The following is a 21,612-nucleotide window of genomic DNA, read 5'->3' on the forward strand; positions in this document are numbered from 1 at the left end:
TGCGCAAGGCTTGGCAGCGAACCCATGTTCGCGTCGGGACGGGGTATGTGGCGATCGTAGCTCAGTTGGTTAGAGCGCCGGTTTGTGGTACCGGAGGTCGGGGGTTCGAGACCCCTCGATCGCCCCATTTTTCCGAGTTTTCCGCTGGTTCCGATAGGAACGTGCCGCAGTTCGTGCGCGCCACATAGGGGCGTTTTTGCATATGACCGCTTTCTGGACCGAGCCTGATTTCGACGATCACGAGGTCGTGCATGTCGTGCGCGATCGCAATAGCGGTCTTATGGCGATTATTGCGCTCCACTCGACCCATTTGGGGCCGGGTGCGGGTGGGACACGTTTCTGGCATTATCCCGACCCCAAGGACGGATTGCGCGATGCGCTGCGCCTGTCGCGCGGGATGAGCTACAAGAACGCGATGGCCGGCCTCCCGATGGGCGGTGGCAAAGCCGTGATTCTAGCCGACGAGGCGCGCACCAAGACACCCGAACTGCTCGCGGCCTTCGGCGATGCGGTCGAGGGGCTGGGCGGGCGCTATGTAACCGCAGAAGATGTGGGCATCAGCGAAGCAGACATGGTTGCCGTGTCGAAGCGTACCAGTCACGTCTCTGGATTGCCGGCGCCAGGAGAGGGCTCGGCGGGAGGCGATCCCGGGCCCTTCACCGCGATCGGCATTTATCAGGGTATCAAGGCAGCGGTTCGCCACAAGCTCGGCAAGGACAGCGTCCAAGGCGTGCACATCGCGGTGCAGGGCACCGGCAGCGTCGGTGGCGGGGTCGCCCGGCTGCTCGCAAAAGACGGCGCGAAGCTCACGCTCGCCGATATTCATGCAGATCGCGCAGCGGCGCTCGCCGAAGAGCTCGGCGCAAAAGCAGTTGCGGCCGACGAAATCATGACACTGCCATGCGATGTGCTGAGCCCCAACGCCCTGGGCGCGATCCTCGACGAAGACAGCATCGCGAAGCTCGACACAGCTATCGTTGCAGGCGGCGCCAACAACCAGCTCGCCCGCGCGCATCACGGAAAGACGCTATTCGATCGCGGCATCCTGTTTGCGCCCGACTACGTCATCAATGCGGGCGGCATCATCTCGGTCGCGACCGAGTATCTCGCGCGGCGCGACGGCGTATCGGCCGGGGTCGAAGAAGTGCACCAGCGCATCGCGAATATCCCCGAACGGCTCGAGGAAATCTGGAGCAAGAGCGACGAGACCGGCACGCCGCCCGATGTCGTGGCAGACCGTATGGCCCAGGAGCTAATCGGGCGCGGCTGAAACTGCGGTCGATTGCGTCGAAACAACCTGCGATTGCGCAATTTGCGCCCTTGCGAGGGGCGGCAGGGCGGCTAAATTGGAACACGGACCAGCTGCATGCACATCTACGCAAATCCGAAACGCTTCCTGAGCCTCGCGAAGTGGCTGACACCGCTCCTTTTCTGGAGCGGTCTCGTGCTTTCTCTTGGTGCGATAGTCTGGGGCGTTGCTTCGGTCCCTCCCGACCGGCTGATGGGTGAAAGCGTGCGCATCCTCTTCATTCACGTGCCGAGCGCATGGCTCGGGATGGGCGGGTGGACCGGAATTGCCATAGCGAGCGCTGCGTTGCTGATTTGGAAGCACCCGCTCGCAGCGGTAGCTGCGCGCGCCATCGCGCTTCCGGGCATGGTTTTCACCGCGATCTGTCTTGCAACGGGATCGATCTGGGGGCGTCCGACATGGGGAACATGGTGGGTCTGGGATGGACGACTGACCAGCATGCTCGTACTGCTGTTTCTCTATGCGGGATATATCGCGCTCTCGCAGGCTGCGGCACGTGAGGGGGGCTCAGTAAAGATCGCCGCGATCTTCGGGCTCGTCGGTGCGATCAACATACCGATCATCAACCGCAGCGTCGTTTGGTGGAACTCGCTTCATCAGCCGCCGAGCATCACCATGGGCAACAGCTCGATCGATGCCGTGTATTTCTATCCGTTGATGGTCGCCGTTGTTGGCTTTTCACTGCTGTTCGGAGGGATCGTTTTGATGCGGATGCGGGCGTTCATAGCCGAGCAGCAGGTTGAAGCGCGGCTGCGCCGCCGCGCGATGATGGACGATGCGCCTGTTGGACCGCCCGCTATGGAGGGTGCGCAATGAGAGAAGCGCTCGACCATTGGGAATTTGTGATCGCGGCCTATGCCATCGGGCTCGGCGGACTTGCCCTGCTGATTGCGTGGAGCTGGCAGACGATGCGCAGGGCCGAAAAGCGCCGTGACGAGGTGAAGCGCCAAAGGACGGAACGGTGAAGGCCAAACATCAACGCCTGACGCTGGTCGTTTTCGCGCTCTTCGCAATCGTTGCTGCAGGGCTCATCGCGGCCTGGGCGCTGCGCAACCAGGCGAACTATTTCTATCTTCCCGAACAGATGGCTGCCGAGCCTCCCGCTGTCGGACAGGCCGTCCGCCTTGGCGGCATGGTCCAGCCGGGCTCGATCGAAACGCAGGCGGACGGTGTCACGGTGAGCTTCGTCGTCACCGGCAAAGAAGCCAGCGCGGTCCCCGTGCGTTACAGCGGCATCCTTCCCGATCTCTTCGTGGAAGGATCGGGCGTGGTCGCGGAGGGAAGCCTCGGTGCCGATGGCGTATTCCAGGCGACGAATCTCCTTGCGAAGCACGACGAAAACTACGTTCCTCGCGAACTGGAAGGGCTGGAGGGTCACCAAGCTGCAGATTACGCCGAAGACTCGACGGTCGGACTGGACTGAGCGCGCATAATGATCGCTGAAATCGGCCTCGCCGCCCTGTGGCTCGCAACCGCGCTTGCGGTGCTGCAAATGGTTTCAGGCGCGATGGGCCTTTCAACCAAGGACGAAAGGCTACAGGCATTCGCTATCTATGCGCGCCCGGCAGCCGTGGTGCAGGCTTTTCTCGCGGTGCTGGCATTCCTCATGCTTCTGTGGGCGTTTGCGATCACCGACCTTTCGATCAAGCTGGTCGCGACCAATTCGCACTCGATGAAGCCATTCATCTACAAGCTTACGGGCACCTGGGGGAACCACGAGGGGTCGATGCTGCTGTGGGTGGCGGTCCTGGCGCTTTCGGGCGGATTGCTCGCCTACATGGAGCGCCGCCTGCCCGAGCGGACGATGAACGCGACGCTCGCGGTGCAGGGCTCGATCGCGCTCGGTTTCTACGCGTTCCTGCTGCTTTCCTCCAACCCTTTCGAGCGTTTGCCGATCCCCGCGGCGGAGGGCGTTGGCCTCAACCCGCTCTTGCAAGACATCGGCCTCGCGGTGCATCCGCCCACTCTCTATGTCGGGTATGTGGGGCTTTCGGTCGCTTTCAGCCTGGCGATGGGCGCGCTGATCACGCGGCAGGTGACGCCGGATTTTGCCAAGGTCATCCGACCTTGGGTGCTCTTTGCCTGGGTGTTCCTGACCTTCGGCATAACGGCGGGATCGTACTGGGCCTATTACGAGCTCGGATGGGGCGGATGGTGGTTCTGGGACCCGGTCGAGAATGCATCGCTGATGCCGTGGCTGGCCGCGACCGCGCTGCTCCATTCGGTGAGCGTGCTGGCCGCGCGTGACGCGCTTCGCACCTGGACGATCATGCTCGGCGTTCTCGCCTTTTCGATGAGCATGCTGGGCACATTCCTAGTGCGTTCGGGCGTGCTCACCAGCGTTCATGCCTTTGCAGTCGACCCGGAGCGCGGCACCTTCATCCTAATCCTGCTGGGTCTTTACATCGGGGGCGCACTGACGATTTTCGCCTTGAGAGCGAGCTCGATTTCCGAAGGCAAGCGTTTCACGGTGACGAGCCGCGAGGGTGCGCTGGTGTTCAACAATGTCATGCTTTCGGCGATCCTCGCCATAGTGCTGCTTGGCACGCTCTACCCGCTTCTGACCGAAGCGTTCGACGTGCGGGTCAGCGTCGGCCCGCCCTATTTCAATCCGGCGAGCGCCATCTTCGCGATTCCGATGTTTCTCGTCATGGCGGTTGGCCCGCTGCTGCGCTGGAAGAACGACAAGCCGAAACGCATTCAGTTCGAGCTGCTTCTGGTCGCCTCAATCCTGATCGCTGTGATCGCGCTGGTGGCGATCCTTGGCGACCATGCCATCCTGCCGGTGTTAGGGCTGGCGCTAGCGGCAGCGCTTGCTGTTGCGGCGTTCCTGCCGCTCAAGGGTCGCAAACTGAGCCGCGTGCCGACCGCCACATGGGGCATGGTTTGCGCGCATTTCGGCGTCGCGGTCGCGTTGTTCGGAATGGCGAGCGAAAGCGCCTTCACACAGGAACGCCTCGCAGCCGTCGCACCCGGAGACACCGAACAGGTCGGTGACTGGACCATCACACTCGAAGGCGTCGACCCGGTCGCCGGACCAAACTGGACTGCGATCGAAGCACGCGTGGCCGCATCGCGCGGTAATGAGGAGCCAATCATTCTTACCCCGCAGGCACGCAGTTTCTGGGCGCCATCACAAGCGACCAGTGAGAGCGCGCTCATCACCCGCTGGGATGGGCAGCTTTACGCGGTTATCGGCGATCAGGCAGGCGTGGATGAGGCGGGCAACACTCGCTGGCAGCTGCGCGTCTGGTGGAAGCCGTTCGTGACCTTTATCTGGTACGGCGGTTTGTTGATCTCGCTCGGCGGAGTGCTTTCGATCATCGGCCGCGTTCGTGTGGATCTGAAGCGCCGCCACGCCGTTCGAAAGGGCGAGGCCCGCCGCGCCGACCAGGCCGCGCTCGATCAAACCAAGCAACCGGAGCCCGCCTGATGCGCCCCGTTTTCTTCATTCCTCTTGCGCTGTTCCTGTTTTTTGCGGGGCTGGCCGGATACATGCTGACGCAAGACAAGAATCAGTTGGTTCCCTCGGCAATGATCGACAAGCCGCTGCCCGAGTTCAACCTCCCGCCCGCCACCGAGGGTATTCCAGGCACTTCGCGCGCGGACTTCGTGGGCGGCGAGCCCAAACTGCTGAATATCTGGGCGAGCTGGTGTTTGCCCTGTATCGCCGAAGCTCCGCAGCTTGAGCAGCTCAACGAAGCAGGCGTCGAGATCATCGGGATCGCAATCCGAGACAAGCCGGAAGACGTTGCGCAGTTCCTCGGTCGCTATGGAAATCCGTACAGCAAGATCGGAGCTGACGACATCTCCGCGCTCCAGATCGAGATCGGCGCAGCAGGTGTGCCGGAAACCTTCGTCATCGATGGTGAAGGAAACATTCGTTATCAGCACATTGGCGACATCCGCGAAAGCGACGTGCCCAAGCTGCTCGGCATCCTTCAGGATGTGCGTTGATGCGTTGGCTCCTTGCTCTGCTGCTGGCCGTATTGGCTACGCCGGTCGCGGCGCAGGACACGATGCCGCCCGCGCCTTATGCCTACAAGCAGCTGGAAGACCCTGAGCTTGAAGCGAAGGCCAGCGAGCTCATGGACACCCTGCGCTGCCTCAAGTGCCAGTCGCAGAGTATCAATGATAGCGATGCACCGATGGCGGGCGACATGCGTCACCAGGTCCGCACTCGCATCCTTGCAGGGCAGGAGCCTGACGAAATTCGCGAATGGCTGATCGATCGCTATGGCGACTATGTGAGTTACGAGCCGGAAATAAGCTCGACCACTTGGCCGCTCTTCGCGATACCTGCACTGCTGGTGCTGATCGTGCTTTTGGTTCTGCTTCGACGGCTGGGTAATCGCCGCCGCGAAGGGGGGCAATGATGGGCGGCTGGCTCGCCGTCCTTGCGCTCGCGATGTTCGCGTTTGCGCTCGCTGCCTTCCTGCTCCGGTTGCCGAAAGAGGGTTACGCGCTGTTCGGTTCGGTCCTGCTGTTCGGCCTCGCGGGCTACGCTTGGCAGGGTTCTCCAAAACAGCCGGGCAGTCCCAAGGCGGCGATGCTCGAAGAGCCGCGCTCGGGTGAGGATATGATTGAGGCGCGAAAGTCGTTGTTCGACGAGACCCGGCCAAAGCCCGATTATCTCGTCACTTCCGATGCCTTCGCGCGCCGTGGTCAGTTCGACGATGCTGCCGGCCTCCTGCGGCGTGGGCTGACGGAAAATCCGAACCATCTCGAAGGGTGGCTCGCGCTCGCCATGGCGCTGACAGCGCATGCAGACGGCTTTGTCACCCCGGCGGCAGAGCAGGCTTATGCCCGCGCCCGTGCAATCGATCCGGAAAACCCGGCGTCGGATTTCTTTCTCGGCTTCTCGTTCCTTCAAATGGGCGAGGTGCGCAAAGCCCGCGAGGTCTGGGCGGGCCTCCTCGAACGCTCCCCCGCAGATGCGCCTTGGCGCGCGGACCTGGAAGCGCGGATCGCCCAACTCGACCGGATGATTGCCAACGCGCCGATGCTGCAATGATACGCTCGCTCAAACCGGTGTTGCGGGCGCGGATAGGCGGTGCTAGGGGGCGCGCCTTTGCGGGATAACGCAAATCGCCGCGCGCCGTTTCGCGCGTTTAGGGGCAGTACCGGAATACGGGAAATCCAGTTGGTATGAGCGATACAGCAGCAACAGCACCAGCGCACCAACCACCCACCGGGGGTAAGGGGCACAGTGCATCGCAAACCGCGCTGGCTGTGGGTGCGATCGGTATTGTCTTCGGCGATATCGGGACCAGCCCGCTTTATGCCTTCCGCGAGACTTTTGTGGGCCCGCACCCCCTTGCGCTCGACCAAGCGCATGTTCTTGGGGTAATCAGCCTCATATTCTGGTCGATGACGCTCGTTGTGGCGATCCAGTACGTGACGATCCTCATGCGCGCCGACAACAAGGGGCAGGGCGGCTCGCTCGCTCTTGTCGCGCTCATCAGCCGCAGCATTTCCAAATCGAAGTACGGCTGGGTCGCGGTGTTGCTCGGGGTATTCGCCACATCGCTGTTTTACGGCGATTCGATGATCACACCGGCAATTTCGGTGCTGTCCGCGGTCGAGGGGCTTACGGTCGTCGACGCCGGATTGCAGCGATACGTGATCCCTATCGCCCTGGCGCTGCTCGTTTTCCTATTCGTGCTGCAAAAGCGCGGGACAGCGAAAGTCGGCGCGCTCTTCGCGCCGGTGATGATCGTCTACTTCACTGTTATCGCTGGCATGGGCCTGTGGCAGATCCTCGGCACGCCCGAGATCCTGTGGGCGCTCAATCCGTATTACGCGGTCAACTTTTTCGTGCTCGACGGCTGGCTTGCCTTCCTCGCGCTCGGGTCTGTCGTGCTGGCGGTGACGGGTTCGGAAGCGCTCTATTCGGACATGGGACATTTTGGACGCGGACCGATGCGGCTTTCATGGTTCGGGTTCGTCATGCCCTGCCTGCTGTTCAACTATTTTGGGCAAGGCGCGATGATCATCGGCCTGCCGCCCGAACAGGCTGCGGAAGCAATCCAGAGCCCGTTCTTCTTCCTTGCGAGCGAAGAATGGCGACTGCCGCTCGTTTTCCTCGCCACGGTCGCCACGTTCATTGCGAGCCAGGCGGTGATCTCCGGCGCGTTCTCGATCACCCATCAGGCAATCCAGATGGGATACATTCCGCGCCTGAACGTCCGCCACACCAGCGAAACCGAAGGCGGCCAGATCTACATTCCATTCATCAACTGGGCGCTGATGGTCGCGGTGATCATCCTTGTTCTCACCTTCCAGAACTCGTCCAACCTCGCGAGCGCTTACGGCATTGCGGTGACCGGCGCGGTGACGATCGATACGCTGCTGATGGGCGTGCTGTTCGTCGGCGTATGGAAATGGAAGTGGTGGTACGCTGCACCGCTCGTGCTGCTTTTCCTCATCGTCGATGGCGCATACTTCGCTGCCAACCTCACGAAAGTGCCCGATGGTGGCTGGTTCCCATTGCTGGTCGGCTTCGTCGCCTTCCTGCTGCTTACGACCTGGGCGCGTGGCCGGAAACTGATGCGCGAGCGGATGAGCGAGCACGCGCTGCCGATCGAGATCTTCGCGAAATCCGCGAAGAACAGCGCGGTTCGTGTACCCGGCACCGCGATCTTCATGGCATCGAGCACAGCCGGCGTGCCATCGGCGCTGCTCCACAACATCAAGCACAACAAGGTGCTTCACGAGCGTGTCGTGATCCTCACCGTCGATATCGCCGACGTGCCCTATGTCGACCCGGAAAACCGCTGCGAGATCACCGATCTGGGTGACGGTTTCTATCGCGCTGTGCTGCATTACGGCTTTATGGAGGAAACCGACGTGCCCAAGGGGCTTAAGCAGATGGAGCGTTGCGGCGGCGAGTTCGACATGATGAACACCAGTTTCTTCCTTTCGCGTCAGACACTCCTCGCCAGTGACAAGCCGGGCATGGCAATTTGGCGTGAGAAAATCTTCGCGTGGCTGCTGAGAAATTCGGCGAGCGCGATGGACTTCTTCAAGCTGCCCACCAATCGCGTGGTCGAACTGGGCAGCCAGGTCGAGATTTAGCCCGCGTTAGCTATCGCCTTGCCCGCATCCAATTTCCTCACCAGAATGGAGGCGATGGAGGACGGGAGACATGGAACACTTTGGCGCGCTGGTCGGATGGACCCACCAGGATCATGGAGAGCGGATCCTGCTTCGCCTCGAGACCGTCAGCAGCCGTGACGAGATCGAAAAAAACGAGCCCGACATCGCGCGGATCATGCTGACCAAACAGCAGGCCGGAGTGCTGGCGAATTACCTCTTTAAGCTGTCGGGCGGTGCGCCGGCGAGGACTGCGAAGCAGGGTTTTTTCCGCCGCGTATTCGGCTGAACGGGGAAGTTGACAGAACTGACACCGTGTCAAGCGGTTAAAACGTCAAGAAAGTGCGCGAATACAAGCAGATGGGTGTATATCGGCTACGTTGACATTTCTCCAACTCGAAACGCGTTTCAGAATAGGATTTTGAAAGAGCCGCAGCCTTGATGCCGCGGCCCGATGAAGTAGGACAGCCAATTCGTTGCCGAGAACTATTCGGCTAGCAGTTCGATCCGTCTCCGTTCAATTCGCGTCCGATCCTTTTCCGCATCAGCGATCCGGTTTTGGGTGCGCTTGAGGTCTTCCTGCTCACGCTTGAGTTTCGCCTGAGCGCGTTCCAATCGCCGCTCGGCTTCGGCAAGCTCTTCGCGGTCGTCGAGGAGGCGTGACCGGAGCGAGGCCAGACGCTTTTCAAGTTGCGCAGCCTCGCGGTTCAGCTTGTCCCATTCTCGCAATTGCTTTTCGGAAAGTCCCTCGGGAGCCTCGACCACGATGGTCGGACCGGAGGTTTCGCTCGCAGTCTGGGCGAGCGCGGGATAGGCCAGCAGTACCGCAGCAACCACAACACCGAAACGCAAATTCATTATGTATCGTCCTTTCTAAATAGCGTCAGTTGCGTAACGCTCAGGCGCAAGAAAAGGTTTCAGCCAGTCGGTGGCTCGTTCTTCATCACATCGTCTTCTTCACCAACATCCAGCCCGTGCTTCAAGAGCATGGGAATGTTCGCGAAGGTGAAGAGGAAGGTAAGCGGCAGGAACACCCAGAACTTCGCCCACAGCCATCCCTCGAAGCTCATATAGGTGCGAAGTGCCTCGTTGAGCACGGCAAGGACGAGGAAGAAGACGCCCCAGTTTCGTGACAGTTTTAGCCATCCTTCGTCGGTCAGCCCTTCGAACGCGGCTTCGAGCAGGATCCTCAATAGCGCCTTGCCCATGAAATAGCCTGCGAGCAGCACCACGCCGAACGCGGTGTAGATGATCGTCGGTTTCAGCTGGACGAACACCGGATCGCCGAAGAAGATCGTGAGCGCGCCAAAGCCGACAATCAATGCGGTCGAAAACCACAGCATCGGCGAAACCCTGCCCAATCGCCATTTCGAGATCAGCAGCGCGGTGACGGCGGCGACCATGAACGCGCCGGTGCCGTAAATGATCGCGAGCAGCTCGCCAGCAGGATTCGGATCGTCGGGCGCGTTAAGGCGGTAGACCGCGAGGAATACCAGCAGCGGCCCGTAATCGACCGCGACGTTGAGCCAGCTCGATCCGGCCTTCTTTGTCTGTGCGTCTGCCATGTCAGGCCACTCCTGCAATCACCCGCGCGACAAGATCCGGATCGAACGGCCGCAAGTCTTCCATTTTTTCGCCTACGCCGATCGCGTGGATCGGCAGGCCGTATTCTTCGGCCGCTGCAACCAGCACACCGCCGCGCGCCGTGCCGTCGAGCTTGGTCATGATAAGCCCGGTCACTCCGGCGACTTCCTTGAACACGTCGATCTGCGAAAGCGCATTCTGCCCGTTGGTCGCATCGAGCACCAGCACCACGTCGTGCGGCGCTTCGGGATTGAGCCGGCCGAGCACGCGGCGGATCTTCGCCAGTTCGTCCATCAGCTCGCGCTTGTTCTGGAGCCGCCCGGCGGTGTCGACGATCAGCGCGTCGATCCCGGTATCGGTCGCCTGCTTCACCGCATCGAACACCACGGCCGAAGGATCGCCGCCTTCGGGACCGCGCACGAGGTCGACCCCTGCACGTTCGGCCCATGTGGCAAGCTGGCCGATGGCGGCGGCGCGGAAGGTGTCGCCTGCGGCTAGCAGCACGCCGTAATCGTCCTCGGTAAAGAGATGGGCGAGTTTGGCTATGGTGGTGGTCTTGCCCGAACCGTTGACACCGATCACCAGGATCACCTGCGGGCGCGGGAAGGCCGTGATCTCTAGCGGTTTCGCGACGGGGCGCAGGATCTCGGCGATCTCCTCGGCCACGGCCTCCTTCAATTCGCGCTGTGTGATCTCGGCGCCAAAGCGTTTTTCCGCCAGCTTTTCGCGGATGCGCGCGGCAGCGGCAGGGCCGAGATCGGAGACGATCAGCGCATCTTCGATATCGTCGAGCGTGGCATCGTCGAGCTTGCCCCCACCGGCGAGCCCGGTGAGATTCTCCGAGAGCCGCTCGGATGTCTTGCGAAAGCCGCCCAGCAGCCTTTCGCTCCAGCTCGTCTCGCTCATACCAGGAGGCCTTCCTCGATGCCGCGCACCGTTATGTTGACGATATCGCCCGCCCTTGTGCCTTGGGGGAGCCGGGTACGGGCGTAATGGGGCGCATAGCCCGTCCCGTCGCGCTCGGCGAGGACGGGGAGCGTTTCACCCACAAGACTGGCGAGCCAGCTTGCGCGCACCTTCGCGACTTCCTCGCGCAGTTCGGCGGCGCGCGCCTTGATAAGCTCGCGGTCGTGCTGAGGCATCCGCGCGGCCGGTGTTCCGGGGCGCGGGGAAAAGGGGAAGATGTGGCCGTGTACGATCTCCAGCTCGCGGATGATCGAAAGGTTCTCGGCGTGGTGCTCGTGCGTTTCGGTCGGAAAACCGGCCATAAGGTCCGCGCCGACGGCGATCTCGGGCCGGCGGACCTTGAGGCGTTGGACGAGATCGACTGCGTCCCCACGCAAATGGCGTCGCTTCATCCGCTTCAGGATCAGATCCGCTCCGTGCTGAAGCGAAAGGTGAAGGTGCGGCATCACGCGTGTCTCGTCCGCGAAGAGCTCGAACAGCGCCTCGTCGATCTCGATCCCGTCGAGCGAGGAGAGGCGCAGGCGCGCGAGGGCGGGGAAGGTGTCGAGGATTGCGGCAACGAGCGCGCCGAGCTTCGGCTCTCCTGGCAGATCGTGGCCCCAGCTTGTCAGGTCGACACCTGTCAGCACGACTTCCTTAGCGCCTAGCTCAAGGTGCTGCTCCACCTCGCGAAGGACTTCGGGAATGGCGAGCGAGCGGCTCTTCCCCCGGCCCTGCGGAATAATGCAGAAGGTGCAATCGTGATCGCACCCGTTCTGCACCGCGATAAAGGCGCGGGTCTTCGTCGGGGCGAGGGGAGCAACATCGACCGGCACGTTCCACGCGCGCGGATCGAGTTTCTTCGCATTGGCGATGAGGCCATCGACCTCGGGCATGTCGGCGAGCTGTTCGCGCTCGATATCGGCCGCGCAGCCGGTGACGATCAGGCGCGCATCCGGGTTCGCGCGGCGGGTCTTGCGGATCGCCTGCCGGGTCTGGCGCACCGCCTCGCTCGTGACCGCGCAGGAATTTATGACCACGACCTCTCCCGCATCGGCGAGCATTGCGCGCATGCGCTCGCTTTCCGCGATGTTGAGGCGGCAGCCGAGCGAGATGACCTGCGCCTCGCTCATGCGAAATCATCCCATTCAAACGATCCGCGGAAAGATTCCGCCGCGGGGCCGGTCATCCGGATCGAGCCGCCTTCAGACCATTCGATCGTCAGATCGCCCCCGGGGAGGGAGACGGTGACAGGGCTTTGAACCAGCCCCTTGCGGATCGCGGCGACCGCAGTTGCACATGCCCCTGTTCCGCAGGCGCGCGTCAGCCCGACGCCGCGTTCCCACACGCGAAGCCTGAGGTGATTGTCGCCGGCGAGGCTCGCGACGTTCACATTGATGCGTTCGGGAAAAAGTGGATCGTTTTCGATCTCCGGGCCGAGCCGCGCGAGATCGACCGCATCGGCATCCTCGACGAAAAAGACCGCGTGCGGATTGCCGACATTGACGGCAAACGGGCTTTCCAGTTCGTCCCAGCCAACCGGCAGGGATGCGGTGTCCATCGCATAGGCGAGCGGAATGTCCTCCCAGCCGAAACGCGGAGCACCCATGTCTACGGTGGCGCCGCCTGCGGCCGGTTCAAGCGCGATGATCCCGCCGGTCGTTTCGACCCGGGCAGGCTTGCCCAGAAGCAGTGCGACCGCGCGGCTGGCATTGCCGCACGCCTCCACTTCGCCGCCATCGGCGTTGAAGATGCGCATGCCCAGGTCCGCAGTATTGCCGGGTTCGAGCACGATGAGCTGGTCGCAGCCGATACCCTGCCGGCGATCGGCAATGGCGCGCACGGTGGCGGGTGCCAATTCGGGCAGAGCCTCTTTGCGAGCGTCGAGGACAACGAAATCGTTGCCTAGGCCGTGCATCTTGATGAAGGAAACGCGCATGGTCGCTGCGCATCTATGCATGCGGAAGCGCGCCGTCCAGTGGTGAGCTGGCCCGAAGGCCTGTGAGCAGACCTAGCGCTGCGCGCGGCGCTGCAGGTTTTGCAGAGTGTCTTCGAACTCGATTTCCTGTTCGGATTTCTCGACCGGCAGTGGCGCTGCAAGCCTGCCCATTTCGCGCAGGCGCTCGCGCACCTGTGCCGCGGTCTCGGGCTTGCCGTAGAGAAAGCCCTGACCTTTGAGGTTGCCGATCTTCTTCAGCGAGCCGAGCACTTCTTCGCTTTCTACGCCCTCTGCCGTGATCGGAAGGCCGAGACCGCGCCCGAGCGAGACGATCGCATCGACGATCCGGCTGCCGTCTTCCGACATACGCAGTTCGCGCACGAAGGTCCGGTCGATCTTGAGCGTGTCGAACGGCAGTGAGCGCAGCTGTTCGAGGCTCGAATAGCCCGTGCCGAAATCGTCTAGGCTGACGCGGATGCCCTGGTTGCGCAGGCTGGTGATCATCGAGCGGACCATGCCGATATTGTCGTGAAGGCAGCTTTCGGTGACTTCGATCTCGAGCCGGTGCGGGGGTAATTTGTGAGTGACGAGAAGCTTGAGAAGCTTTTGCGCAAACCACGGATCGCGCAGCTGCACGGGCGAGATGTTGACCGAAAGCGTCAGGCCTTCGTCCCATTCGAGCGCATCTTCGAACGCCTGTTTCATCAGCTTTTCGGATAGCTCGGCGATAACGCCGATTTCCTCGGCGATAGGGATGAAGATTTCCGGGCTGACAAGCCCCATTTGCGGCGATTGCCAGCGCGCGAGCATCTCGAATCCGACGAGTTCGCCCGAATCGATATCGACCTGCTGTTCGTAGTAAGGAACGAATTCACCGTTTACGAGACCGGCGCGAATGCCTGCCTCAAGCTCGTTGCGGAACCGCAGCTCGGTTTCCATGTTCGGCTCGAACCAGAAATAGCGGTTCTTGCCCTGCTTCTTCGCGTGATACATCGCGATGTCCGCGCGGTGCATCAGTTCCGCTGCATCGCAGACATTGGGGTTGAGGCCATTCTCGTCGTGGTCGGTCGCGATACCGATCGACATGGTCGCATCGATGACGAGGCTGCCAAGTCGGAAGGGCAGAATGGCGTGGTCGAACAGACGGATCACCAGCTCGTCCAGGCGCTTGCGCGCATCGGGATCGTAGGTGATCACAAACGCAAATTCATCGCCGCCAAGCCGTGCGAGAACCGCATTGTCAGGGAGCTGCTCGAGGATCCGCTGCGAAAGCTGCACCAGCACCTGATCGCCGATCGAGTGACCATGCATATCATTAATCTGCTTGAAGTTATCAAGGTCGATCATGGCGTATCCGACCGCTTCACCGCGGGTCATGGCGCGGGCGCGCAATTCGTCTGTCGCAGCAGACATGCTGCGCCGGTTGAGGCAGCCTGTGAGCGGATCGATTTCGGCTAGCTCGCGTGCGTGCGCTTCGGCACGGCGACGCTCGGCGATTTCCTCGTTCAGCTGGCGATAGCGACGCCACCCGAAGATGATGAGAGCTATGTTGAGAAGGAGTGCATTCACCAAGAGGCCATCCGGCCCCGATGCGTCCGACGTAACGGCATTGACGACGCGCGGCAGCACCGAGCCGCCCGTGCCGACAAACAGTATGATCGCAGCTGTTGCGATCCCTAGGGCCACCAGATCCTTTTCGGCGGAGCCGAGGCGGTGACCTTGTTTTTCTTCTGCCACAGTGTCGCTCCCCGATGCGTGCGGCGTGTCCCTGATGCTCAAGCGCCCGACTGAAGCGGGCAGAGCCAGCGCGCAGCTATGCGGCAAGCCTATAAAAATCGGGTTAATTCATCGACGAAGGGAGTGGAGGGGTGGAACAGCGCGCCCAGCATGGCTAGGCCGCATGACAACCCAAGACACCGTCGAAGGAGAAGCCCGGTGCCCAATTACTGGCTGATGAAATCCGAACCATTCAAATACAGTTGGGATGACCTTGTCGCGGAGAAGGAAGGCGTGTGGGATGGCGTACGCAATTACGCAGCGCGGCTGAACCTGAGGGCAATGAAGGTCGGCGATGAAGCGTTCTTCTACCATTCGCGCGAGGGGCTGGAGATCGTGGGGATCGTCGAGATTTCGGTCGCCGACATTCTCGACCCGACGGACGAGACCGGAAAATGGGCAGCAGTAAAGGTTAAGCCAAAGCGTAAATTCGACCATCCCGTCACGCTCAAGCAGATCAAGGCCGAACCCAGGCTCGCCGATTGCGAATTGGTGCGGCAGTCGCGCCTTTCGGTCGCGAAGATCAAGCCCGACGAGTGGGAACTGATCTGCAAGATGGCGGAAGGTTGACGCGGAATTAGGCGTTCGCGCGCAGCCCGCTGATCGTCGCTCCGCTGGCGGCGAGCTGTTCGATATCGATCTTCATTTGGATGAGGCGAAGGCCGACGCGCTCCTGCGCCTCGGCCAGCGCTGTCTTGAATTCTTCCGTCGTGGTCGCGGTCGCGCTCCATGCGCCGAAAGCGGCGCCGAGCGCGGCGAAATCGGGATTGGATAGCTGCGTGCCCGAGATCCGCTCGGGATATTCGCGCTCCTGGTGCATACGGATCGTGCCGTAGGCGCCATTGTCGACGACGAGCACAAGCAGGTTCGCATTGTACTGCGCGGCGGTCGCGAGCTCCTGCCCGTTCATCAGGAAGTCGCCGTCACCCGCGACCGCGACCACGGTGCGGTCGGGATAGCGCAGAGCGGCTGCGACCGAGGCGGGAACGCCATAGCCCATCGCACCTGCCGTGGGCGCAAGCTGGGTTGGGTGGCCGTCGTAGCGCCAATAGCGGTGCCACCAGCCCGAGAAATTGCCCGCGCCGTTGCAGATGATCGTGTCGGACGGGAGAGCCTCGCGCATCGCGGTGACGCAGGCGGCCATGTCGAGCGCGGGCGGAATGTCGGACGGCTTCGCGGTTGCCCACTCCTGCCACTCGCGATGCGCCTTTGCGCCTGCGTCGAAGGGGATGATCGAATGGTCTTCCCAGAGCGCGGCGGTCTCGGCGAATTCATCGACCGAACAGGCAAGGCCGAGATCGGTTTTGTAGACACGACCGATCTCGTCCGGGTCGGGATGGATGTGGACAAGCAATTGTCCGGGATGGTCGAGAGTCGGGACCGTGTATCCGTCGGTCGTGGCCTCTCCAAGACGCGCACCGATGGCGACGACGAGGTCTGCATCTTTCACCCGCTGGACGAGCTTCGGGTTGGGGCCGTAGCCGAGATTGCCCGCGTAGACCGATGATGAGGGCGAAATCGCATCCTGCCTCCGGAATGCGGTCGCGACAGGCAGCCCGATGCTCTCGGCAAATTGCTGGAAATGCTCGCGCGCTTTCGCGTTCCAGCCTGCGCCGCCGATAATCGCGACAGGGCTCGCGGCATCGGCGATCAGGCCGAACAGCGCCTGCATCGCATCGGGACAGGCGGCCTGGACAGGGCGAGTGACGCGTGGGCGAGGGGCGAGGGCGGGGTCCACAGGATCGCAAAGCATGTCCTCCGGCAGCGCGATCACAACCGGGCCGGGACGCCCGCTGATCGCGACCGAATAGGCCCGTGCGACATATTCGGGGATGCGGGAAGGATCGTCGATCCGCGCGGCCCACTTGCAGACCGGGCCGAAATAGGCCTCGAAATTGACCTCCTGAAAACCTTCGCGGTCCCGCATGCCGCGCGCGACATCGCCAACGAAGAGGATCATCGGCTGCGAATCCTGATGCGCGACGTGAACGCCGATGCTCGCATTGGTCGCGCCCGGACCGCGGGTTACGAAGGCGATGCCGGGCTGCAGGGTCGAGGCTGCGCTCATCGCTCCATCGGCGCACGCCATGAATGCGGCGCCGCCTTCCTGGCGGCACGTGACAGTGTCGATTGTCGTATTTTCGTGCAGCGCATCGAGGACGGCGAGAAAGCTCTCGCCCGGAACCGTGAAGATCCGCTCGGTGCCTTGCTCGGCAAGACATTCGACCAGCAATTCTGCGGCGCTCTTGGTGGTTACGCCCACTTCGCGACTCTCCCGTAAATCCAATCCCTTCCCGGCGCTTAGCGGGGGGAGGGTATGGTGGCAAACAGAGCGTTAGGTAGCGTCAACATGGTTATTGCTCGCGCGCTTCTGTCCCGAACTGCGACAGAGGAAAAGGAGGTCGGCACCCAAGGGTTAAGAAAACGTTAAAAGGGGCCTAGCGTCCGAAAGGACGACAAAGCTTCAAGAGAGAGAAAAAATGCGTCGCAATCTGGTCACAACCGATGAGACCTGCCGCCACCCGTTCCGCCGGACCCTTCCGCCGCATGTGAAGACCGAGCTGTACGACATTCCGGCAGAAGCCCTTTGGCGTCTTACAACCGAGGACGTGCGCGGGTTCGCCAGCGTCTATGTCGCGGCAACCGCCGCGATCCTCGTCTTCATCTTCTAGCCCGCGCGGCCGAGCGCTTCGGCAAAGGCGTCGCGCTCGGCATTGTGCAGCAGCTTGCCCAGCCACGCGGATACCGCTGTCATTGCCGCGCAGAGCAGGACCTGTTCTGCAACCGGCACGCCAAGCGCGGTCATCGACAATGCGATGAGCGAGCCGATAACCATCGACAACGAATTGACGATATTGTTTGCCGCAATCGTCCGGCTGGCGGCATCGTGCGCGCAGCGTGTGGTCAGGAAAGCGTAAAGCGGGACGACGAAGAACCCGCCCGCCGTCGAAATGCCGAGCAGGGACAGCATCAGCGGAATGGCAAGCGGTTCCATCACGAATGCGCGGACCGACAAGAGCTCGCCCGCCGGATTGGGCGTCCAGGCCTTCGTGATCATGTAGAAGCCGATCACGAAAAGGCCCATGATGATCACTGAAATGGGGGCAAATCGCGCTGAAACCACGCCCTTAAGCAGCGCGTTGATCCCCACAGACCCAATCGCAATCCCGATCGAGAAAATCACGAGGAATAGGCTCGCGACCTGCGGACTTGCGAGCAGCTGGTTCTTGGCCAGCGGCGGGAACTGGATGAACAGCACCGCACCGATCGTCCAGAAAAAGCTGATCGCGACGATGGCGAGCCAGATTTCCCGGTTGTGCATCGTATCGCGCACGAGGCGCCAGCTCATAACCGCCTGATCGGCCAGAGCCACCGCCGGGTAGCCGAGCCAGCGGAGAAGCGGATTGCCCCTTTTTTTTGCATAGGGCTCTAGCAGCGGGAAATGGAGCTCATAGTTACTCTGCGGCGGCGCGTCGGGCACCTGGCGGCTCACGAAATAGCCGACGATGGCCGTAAGTACGATGAGCACCGTTGCGACCTCAACTCGGACGAATCCCGCGAGGATCGTGCCGGCAAGGATCGCGATGTAAGTGCCTGCCTCGACCAGCCCCGTCCCCGGCAGAACCTCTTCTTTCTTGAGGTGCTGCGGCAGGATCGCGTATTTGATCGGGCCGAGAAACGTCGATTGCAGCGCGGCAAGGAACACCACGAACAAGAGCAGGGGGATCGCGAAGGTGTGAACCGCAATGCCCTTCCACGCGAGGAACAGCCCAAACGCTCCCAATGACGCCCAGCCGATCTCGCACAACTTTACAATCCGGATGATCGCCGCCTTGTCGTGGGTGTCGGCGAGCTGCCCGGCCAGCGCCGAGAACAGGACGAAGGGCAGGATGAAGAGCAGCGATGCGAGCCCGCTGAAGAACGCCTCGTGCTGTTCGGAATTGTAGACCGAATAGACGACGAACAGGACCACGGCGGTCTTGTAGAGGTTGTCGTTGAAGGCGTTGAAAAACTGGGTGGCCATCAGCGGCAGGAACCGCTTGCGTGCCATGAGGCGCGTCGAAGTCGTCATAACAGGCTTTGAATTTCGCTCCTCGTTGCCCTGATGTAGCGAACGTGCGCTCAGGCACAAGAGCGATCCTACGTGCACTCACAAGAGCGTTCACAAGCTGCTCGCCGCATCTTTTGCACGGCGCAAAGGGGCGCTAGAGCGAGAACCAGCCTATGTTGACGCTGCCCAACATCCTGACGCTGTCGCGCATTCTGGCGCTGCCGCTGCTCGCCTTCTTCCTGTGGTGGCCGGAATGGCGGCTGGGATACGCGATCGGCTTCGTGCTCTACTGCCTGATCGGGATCACCGACTTTTTTGACGGCTATCTGGCGCGCGCGCAAGGGGCGGTGTCGAAGCTCGGCATCTTCCTCGATCCGATCGCGGACAAGATCATGGTCGCCACCGTGATCCTCATCCTCACCGCTCAAGGATATATGCGCGGGCCGTATGTGGGCGACATGCACGTGATCGCCGGCCTCGTCATCCTGATCCGCGAGATCGCGGTGTCGGGTCTGCGCGAATTCCTCGGCGGATTGCAGATTTCGGTCCCGGTTTCGCGCCTCGCCAAGTGGAAGACGACCTTCCAGCTGGTCGCGCTCGGCGCTCTGATCCTCGGCGGCGCGGTGCACGGACAGCCCTGCCAGGTGCCCGGCGAGCAGTGCAAGACAATCGCCGAAAGCTGGGTCCACGTGGTCGGCCTGGCAAGCCTGTGGCTCGCCGCGATCCTCACCTGCGTAACCGGGTGGGACTACCTGCGGGTCGGCCTGAAGCACATGGACTAGGGGCTCAGCCTGCCCTGAGTTCATCCGCCAGCAGCCTGAAATCCTCCTCGCGCGGGGAGTTCTTGCGCCATACCAACACGATCTCGCGCTTGGCGGTTTCGCTGGCGACGGGGCGGGCTACGACTTCGGTATTCGCGAGAATCCCCGCATCGAGGGCCATTTCGGGCAGCATCGTCAGGCCAAGGTCGTTGTCGACCATCTGCACCAGCGTGTGAAGGCTCGTCCCGATCATGCTTGCGCTCGCGCGCAGCTCCGAGCGGTTGCAGGCGGCAAGCGCGTGATCGCGCAGGCAGTGCCCGTCCTCGAGCAGCAGCAGGCGCCCCTGGTCGATCATCTCGGGCGGAACCTTCTCGGGCGGGTCGCGCGGATCGCCTTTCGGAAAGGCGACAAACAGCCGGTCGTCCGCGATATGCTCGACCTCGACCTCGCCAATGTCGAAAGGAAGCGCGAGCAGCACGCAATCCGCGCGGCCGTGATGGAGCGATTCGAGCGCATCCTGGCTGGTTTCCTCGCGCAGCATCAGCTTGAGATCGGGGCGCTCTTTCCTGAGGCGTGGAAGCAGGCGCGGGATCATGAAGGGCGCGATGGTCGGGATCACGCTCATCCGCAGCTGGCCCGAAAGCGGCTTGCCCGCCGCCTGGACGAGATCGGACAGTTCCTCCGCCTCGCGCAGCAGGCGATTGGCTTTTTCCACCACCTGCTCGCCCAGCGCCGTGAACCGCACCACCCGGCGCGAGCGTTCCACCAGCGTCACGCCGAGGAGCGATTCAAGCTCGCGAATACCGGCCGAAAGGGTCGATTGCGACACGAAGCTTGCATCGGCGGCGCGGCCGAAATGGCCGTGCTCGTGCAGCGCCACGAGATATTGCAGCTGCTTGATCGTGGGAAGATAGGTGCTCAAGTTACTACGACGCCCCGATCATTCAGCGGCCAACGCTTCTTCCATGCTCGCCTGCATGTCGTCGATATGGGTCATCTTGAGCTTGCCGTCCTTCACCGCGAAGGCGAGCTTGCCCTCGACCAGTTCGAGCGCGTCCTTGCCGAACACCTCGTAGCGCCATCCTTCGAGAACGGGCAGGTCGCGCACTCCGGCGGCGAGCGCCTCCATCTCGTCCGCACGGGTCAGCAGGCGGGCGGCAACGTCGATCTCGCGGGCGCGGATCTTGAGCAGCAGCTTCAGGAGGTCGGCAACCAGCGCGCCTTCCTTGCCGAGCGGAGCGCCGCGTTTCATCTTTGCGGGCATCTCTTCCTTGGGCAGCGGTTCGGCCTCTGCGAGCACCTTCATCAGCCGTTTGCCGATATCGTTGTCCTTCCACGCCGCCGAAAGACCGCGCACCTTGGCAAGGTCACGCTGCTGCTTGGGCGGGTGGCTGGCGATGTCGGCGAGAGTCTCGTCGCGCATGATCCGGCCGCGCGGGATGTTCTTGTGCTGCGCCTCGCCCTCGCGCCATGCGGCGAGGGCTTTGAGCCGGCCGAGCACCTGCGGGTTGCGCCCCGGCGAGCGGATCCGTTTCCAGCTCTTGTCCGGCTCGATGATGAAATTCTTCGGATCGGCGAGCTTTTCCATCTCGGCATCGAGCCAGCCGCCGCGCCCGGTCTTAATGAGCTTGTTGAGGATCTTGGGAAAGATCTTCGACAGGTGGGTCACGTCGCCGATCGCATATTCGATCTGCCGGTCGGTCAGCGGGCGGCGGCTCCAGTCGGTGAAGCGCGCGCCTTTGTCGATCTGGATGCCGAGCCAGGTATCGACGAGGTTCGCATAGCCGATCTGTTCGGACTGGCTGATCGCCATCATCGCGATCTGCGTATCGAAGATCGGCGTGGGCGTCTTGCCGGTCAGGTTGACGATGATCTCGACATCCTGCCCGCCCGCGTGGAAGACCTTCAGAACCTCGTCATTCTCGGTAAGCAGGTCGAGCAGCGGGGTCAGGTCGATCCCTTCAGCGAGAGGATCGATCGCCGCCGCCTCGTTCTCGTCGGCGATCTGCACCAGGCACAGTTCGGGCCAATAGGTGTTCTCGCGCATGAACTCGGTGTCCACAGCCACGAATTCGGATTTGGAGAGACGTTCGCACAGCGCGGCGAGTTCGTCGGTGGTGGTAATCAGGTCGTGTATTTTCATGCGTCTTCT

The 21,612-nt window shown here is 62.1% G+C and carries 23 protein-coding genes and 1 tRNA gene; 14 read left to right on the forward strand and 10 right to left on the reverse strand.

Translation table 11 applies throughout. The features are described from left to right. Positions 1-50: 50 nt before the first annotated feature. The 11 genes from FIU90_RS07825 to FIU90_RS07870 all read left to right on the forward strand — a co-directional run bounded on the left by FIU90_RS07825 (position 51) and on the right by FIU90_RS07870 (position 8,693). A tRNA-His gene (locus tag FIU90_RS07825) sits at positions 51-127 on the forward strand. Between the two features lie 75 nt (positions 128-202). Beyond that, positions 203-1,270: a Glu/Leu/Phe/Val dehydrogenase dimerization domain-containing protein gene (locus tag FIU90_RS07830; protein ID WP_152434272.1), complete on the forward strand. Its 1,068-nt coding sequence runs from the start codon at positions 203-205 to the stop codon at positions 1,268-1,270. Positions 1,271-1,366: 96 nt separating this feature from the next. Continuing rightward, the gene (ccmC, locus tag FIU90_RS07835; RefSeq protein ID WP_152434273.1) at positions 1,367-2,125 is read left to right on the forward strand and encodes a heme ABC transporter permease CcmC; all 759 of its coding nucleotides are present in this window, start codon (positions 1,367-1,369) and stop codon (positions 2,123-2,125) included. After that, entirely contained in the window at positions 2,122-2,274 is a 153-nt protein-coding gene (locus tag FIU90_RS15530; RefSeq protein WP_172970218.1) for a hypothetical protein, read from the forward strand. The genes ccmC and FIU90_RS15530 overlap by 4 nt, the downstream gene beginning before the upstream one ends. Next, on the forward strand, positions 2,271-2,732 hold the full coding sequence (ccmE, locus tag FIU90_RS07840; protein ID WP_152434274.1) for a cytochrome c maturation protein CcmE: 462 nt from the start codon (positions 2,271-2,273) through the stop codon (positions 2,730-2,732). The genes FIU90_RS15530 and ccmE overlap by 4 nt, the downstream gene beginning before the upstream one ends. Positions 2,733-2,741: 9 nt before the next feature. Next, complete coding sequence (locus FIU90_RS07845) at positions 2,742-4,742, forward strand: heme lyase CcmF/NrfE family subunit (protein ID WP_152434275.1); 2,001 nt, start codon at positions 2,742-2,744, stop codon at positions 4,740-4,742. Then, on the forward strand, positions 4,742-5,266 hold the full coding sequence (locus FIU90_RS07850; protein WP_152434276.1) for a DsbE family thiol:disulfide interchange protein: 525 nt from the start codon (positions 4,742-4,744) through the stop codon (positions 5,264-5,266). Before FIU90_RS07845 ends, FIU90_RS07850 begins: the two co-directional genes overlap by 1 nt. Beyond that, the gene (locus FIU90_RS07855; protein WP_152434277.1) at positions 5,266-5,685 is read left to right on the forward strand and encodes a cytochrome c-type biogenesis protein; all 420 of its coding nucleotides are present in this window, start codon (positions 5,266-5,268) and stop codon (positions 5,683-5,685) included. Before FIU90_RS07850 ends, FIU90_RS07855 begins: the two co-directional genes overlap by 1 nt. Beyond that, entirely contained in the window at positions 5,685-6,323 is a 639-nt protein-coding gene (locus FIU90_RS07860) for a tetratricopeptide repeat protein (RefSeq protein WP_234029451.1), read from the forward strand. Before FIU90_RS07855 ends, FIU90_RS07860 begins: the two co-directional genes overlap by 1 nt. 134 nt (positions 6,324-6,457) lie before the next feature. Then, positions 6,458-8,386 carry a potassium transporter Kup gene (locus FIU90_RS07865; RefSeq protein ID WP_152434279.1) on the forward strand — a complete coding sequence of 643 codons (1,929 nt, stop codon included), beginning with the start codon at positions 6,458-6,460 and terminating at the stop codon, positions 8,384-8,386. A 70-nt stretch (positions 8,387-8,456) separates the two neighbouring features. Then, positions 8,457-8,693 carry a hypothetical protein gene (locus tag FIU90_RS07870; RefSeq protein WP_152434280.1) on the forward strand — a complete coding sequence of 79 codons (237 nt, stop codon included), beginning with the start codon at positions 8,457-8,459 and terminating at the stop codon, positions 8,691-8,693. Between the two features lie 197 nt (positions 8,694-8,890). Here FIU90_RS07870 and FIU90_RS07875 read toward each other — a convergent pair whose 3' ends face one another. The 6 genes from FIU90_RS07875 to FIU90_RS07900 all read right to left on the reverse strand — a co-directional run bounded on the left by FIU90_RS07875 (position 8,891) and on the right by FIU90_RS07900 (position 14,609). Beyond that, a complete protein-coding gene (locus tag FIU90_RS07875) occupies positions 8,891-9,262 on the reverse strand; it encodes a hypothetical protein (RefSeq protein ID WP_152434281.1) in 372 nt (123 codons plus the stop codon). Positions 9,263-9,321: 59 nt separating this feature from the next. Beyond that, positions 9,322-9,969, reverse strand: a complete 648-nt coding sequence (locus tag FIU90_RS07880) for an inner membrane-spanning protein YciB (protein WP_152434282.1) — start codon at positions 9,967-9,969, stop codon at positions 9,322-9,324. Between the two features lies 1 nt (position 9,970). Then, positions 9,971-10,894: a signal recognition particle-docking protein FtsY gene (gene ftsY / locus FIU90_RS07885; RefSeq protein WP_152434283.1), complete on the reverse strand. Its 924-nt coding sequence runs from the start codon at positions 10,892-10,894 to the stop codon at positions 9,971-9,973. Beyond that, on the reverse strand, positions 10,891-12,066 hold the full coding sequence (locus tag FIU90_RS07890) for a MiaB/RimO family radical SAM methylthiotransferase (protein WP_152434284.1): 1,176 nt from the start codon (positions 12,064-12,066) through the stop codon (positions 10,891-10,893). Before FIU90_RS07890 ends, ftsY begins: the two co-directional genes overlap by 4 nt. Beyond that, complete coding sequence (gene dapF, locus FIU90_RS07895) at positions 12,063-12,872, reverse strand: diaminopimelate epimerase (protein WP_152434285.1); 810 nt, start codon at positions 12,870-12,872, stop codon at positions 12,063-12,065. The genes FIU90_RS07890 and dapF overlap by 4 nt, the downstream gene beginning before the upstream one ends. A gap of 72 nt (positions 12,873-12,944) precedes the next feature. Further along, positions 12,945-14,609, reverse strand: coding sequence for a bifunctional diguanylate cyclase/phosphodiesterase (locus FIU90_RS07900; RefSeq protein WP_152434286.1), 1,665 nt, complete (start codon positions 14,607-14,609; stop codon positions 12,945-12,947). A 198-nt stretch (positions 14,610-14,807) separates the two neighbouring features. Between FIU90_RS07900 and FIU90_RS07905 the strand changes: the two genes are divergently transcribed. Further along, positions 14,808-15,218 (forward strand): EVE domain-containing protein, encoded by a 411-nt coding sequence (locus tag FIU90_RS07905; RefSeq protein ID WP_152434287.1) that lies wholly within the window; start codon positions 14,808-14,810, stop codon positions 15,216-15,218. 7 nt (positions 15,219-15,225) lie between these two features. On the opposite strand, the gene FIU90_RS07910 is transcribed toward FIU90_RS07905, so the two are convergent. Continuing rightward, on the reverse strand, positions 15,226-16,911 hold the full coding sequence (locus FIU90_RS07910) for a thiamine pyrophosphate-dependent enzyme (protein WP_152434288.1): 1,686 nt from the start codon (positions 16,909-16,911) through the stop codon (positions 15,226-15,228). A 217-nt stretch (positions 16,912-17,128) separates the two neighbouring features. Between FIU90_RS07910 and FIU90_RS07915 the strand changes: the two genes are divergently transcribed. Next, entirely contained in the window at positions 17,129-17,320 is a 192-nt protein-coding gene (locus FIU90_RS07915; RefSeq protein WP_152434289.1) for a hypothetical protein, read from the forward strand. Here FIU90_RS07915 and FIU90_RS07920 read toward each other — a convergent pair. Next, complete coding sequence (locus FIU90_RS07920) at positions 17,317-18,720, reverse strand: MFS transporter (RefSeq protein ID WP_152434290.1); 1,404 nt, start codon at positions 18,718-18,720, stop codon at positions 17,317-17,319. The two genes, FIU90_RS07915 and FIU90_RS07920, sit on opposite strands and share 4 nt — an antisense overlap. Before the next feature lie 152 nt (positions 18,721-18,872). Here FIU90_RS07920 and pgsA point away from each other — a divergent pair, with 152 nt between their 5' ends. Further along, positions 18,873-19,481: a CDP-diacylglycerol--glycerol-3-phosphate 3-phosphatidyltransferase gene (gene pgsA / locus FIU90_RS07925; protein WP_152434291.1), complete on the forward strand. Its 609-nt coding sequence runs from the start codon at positions 18,873-18,875 to the stop codon at positions 19,479-19,481. 4 nt (positions 19,482-19,485) lie between these two features. On the opposite strand, the gene FIU90_RS07930 is transcribed toward pgsA, so the two are convergent. Next, the gene (locus FIU90_RS07930; RefSeq protein ID WP_152434292.1) at positions 19,486-20,382 is read right to left on the reverse strand and encodes a hydrogen peroxide-inducible genes activator; all 897 of its coding nucleotides are present in this window, start codon (positions 20,380-20,382) and stop codon (positions 19,486-19,488) included. Between the two features lie 18 nt (positions 20,383-20,400). Further along, the gene (gene rnd / locus FIU90_RS07935) at positions 20,401-21,603 is read right to left on the reverse strand and encodes a ribonuclease D (protein ID WP_152434293.1); all 1,203 of its coding nucleotides are present in this window, start codon (positions 21,601-21,603) and stop codon (positions 20,401-20,403) included. Positions 21,604-21,612: the final 9 nt, after the last annotated feature.

Origin of the sequence: Erythrobacter sp. THAF29 (genome assembly GCF_009363635.1) — a bacterium.
GTDB lineage: Bacteria > Pseudomonadota > Alphaproteobacteria > Sphingomonadales > Sphingomonadaceae > Erythrobacter.

What these genes read in the sequence shown, in the direction of transcription:
- FIU90_RS07830 (WP_152434272.1), top strand. Translation starts at nt 203, where the DNA reads ATGACCGCTTTCTGGACCGAGCCTGATTTCGACGATCACGAGGTCGTG.
- FIU90_RS07860 (WP_234029451.1), top strand. Translation starts at nt 5,685, where the DNA reads ATGGGCGGCTGGCTCGCCGTCCTTGCGCTCGCGATGTTCGCGTTTGCG.
- rnd (WP_152434293.1), bottom strand. Translation starts at nt 21,603, where the DNA reads ATGAAAATACACGACCTGATTACCACCACCGACGAACTCGCCGCGCTG.
- FIU90_RS07865 (WP_152434279.1), top strand. Translation starts at nt 6,458, where the DNA reads ATGAGCGATACAGCAGCAACAGCACCAGCGCACCAACCACCCACCGGG.
- pgsA (WP_152434291.1), top strand. Translation starts at nt 18,873, where the DNA reads ATGTTGACGCTGCCCAACATCCTGACGCTGTCGCGCATTCTGGCGCTG.
- FIU90_RS07850 (WP_152434276.1), top strand. Translation starts at nt 4,742, where the DNA reads ATGCGCCCCGTTTTCTTCATTCCTCTTGCGCTGTTCCTGTTTTTTGCG.
- ccmC (WP_152434273.1), top strand. Translation starts at nt 1,367, where the DNA reads ATGCACATCTACGCAAATCCGAAACGCTTCCTGAGCCTCGCGAAGTGG.
- FIU90_RS07890 (WP_152434284.1), bottom strand. Translation starts at nt 12,066, where the DNA reads ATGAGCGAGGCGCAGGTCATCTCGCTCGGCTGCCGCCTCAACATCGCG.
- FIU90_RS07855 (WP_152434277.1), top strand. Translation starts at nt 5,266, where the DNA reads ATGCGTTGGCTCCTTGCTCTGCTGCTGGCCGTATTGGCTACGCCGGTC.
- FIU90_RS15530 (WP_172970218.1), top strand. Translation starts at nt 2,122, where the DNA reads ATGAGAGAAGCGCTCGACCATTGGGAATTTGTGATCGCGGCCTATGCC.
- dapF (WP_152434285.1), bottom strand. Translation starts at nt 12,872, where the DNA reads ATGCGCGTTTCCTTCATCAAGATGCACGGCCTAGGCAACGATTTCGTT.
- FIU90_RS07880 (WP_152434282.1), bottom strand. Translation starts at nt 9,969, where the DNA reads ATGGCAGACGCACAGACAAAGAAGGCCGGATCGAGCTGGCTCAACGTC.
- FIU90_RS07915 (WP_152434289.1), top strand. Translation starts at nt 17,129, where the DNA reads ATGCGTCGCAATCTGGTCACAACCGATGAGACCTGCCGCCACCCGTTC.
- FIU90_RS07875 (WP_152434281.1), bottom strand. Translation starts at nt 9,262, where the DNA reads ATGAATTTGCGTTTCGGTGTTGTGGTTGCTGCGGTACTGCTGGCCTAT.
- ftsY (WP_152434283.1), bottom strand. Translation starts at nt 10,894, where the DNA reads ATGAGCGAGACGAGCTGGAGCGAAAGGCTGCTGGGCGGCTTTCGCAAG.
- FIU90_RS07920 (WP_152434290.1), bottom strand. Translation starts at nt 18,720, where the DNA reads ATGACGACTTCGACGCGCCTCATGGCACGCAAGCGGTTCCTGCCGCTG.
- FIU90_RS07870 (WP_152434280.1), top strand. Translation starts at nt 8,457, where the DNA reads ATGGAACACTTTGGCGCGCTGGTCGGATGGACCCACCAGGATCATGGA.
- FIU90_RS07845 (WP_152434275.1), top strand. Translation starts at nt 2,742, where the DNA reads ATGATCGCTGAAATCGGCCTCGCCGCCCTGTGGCTCGCAACCGCGCTT.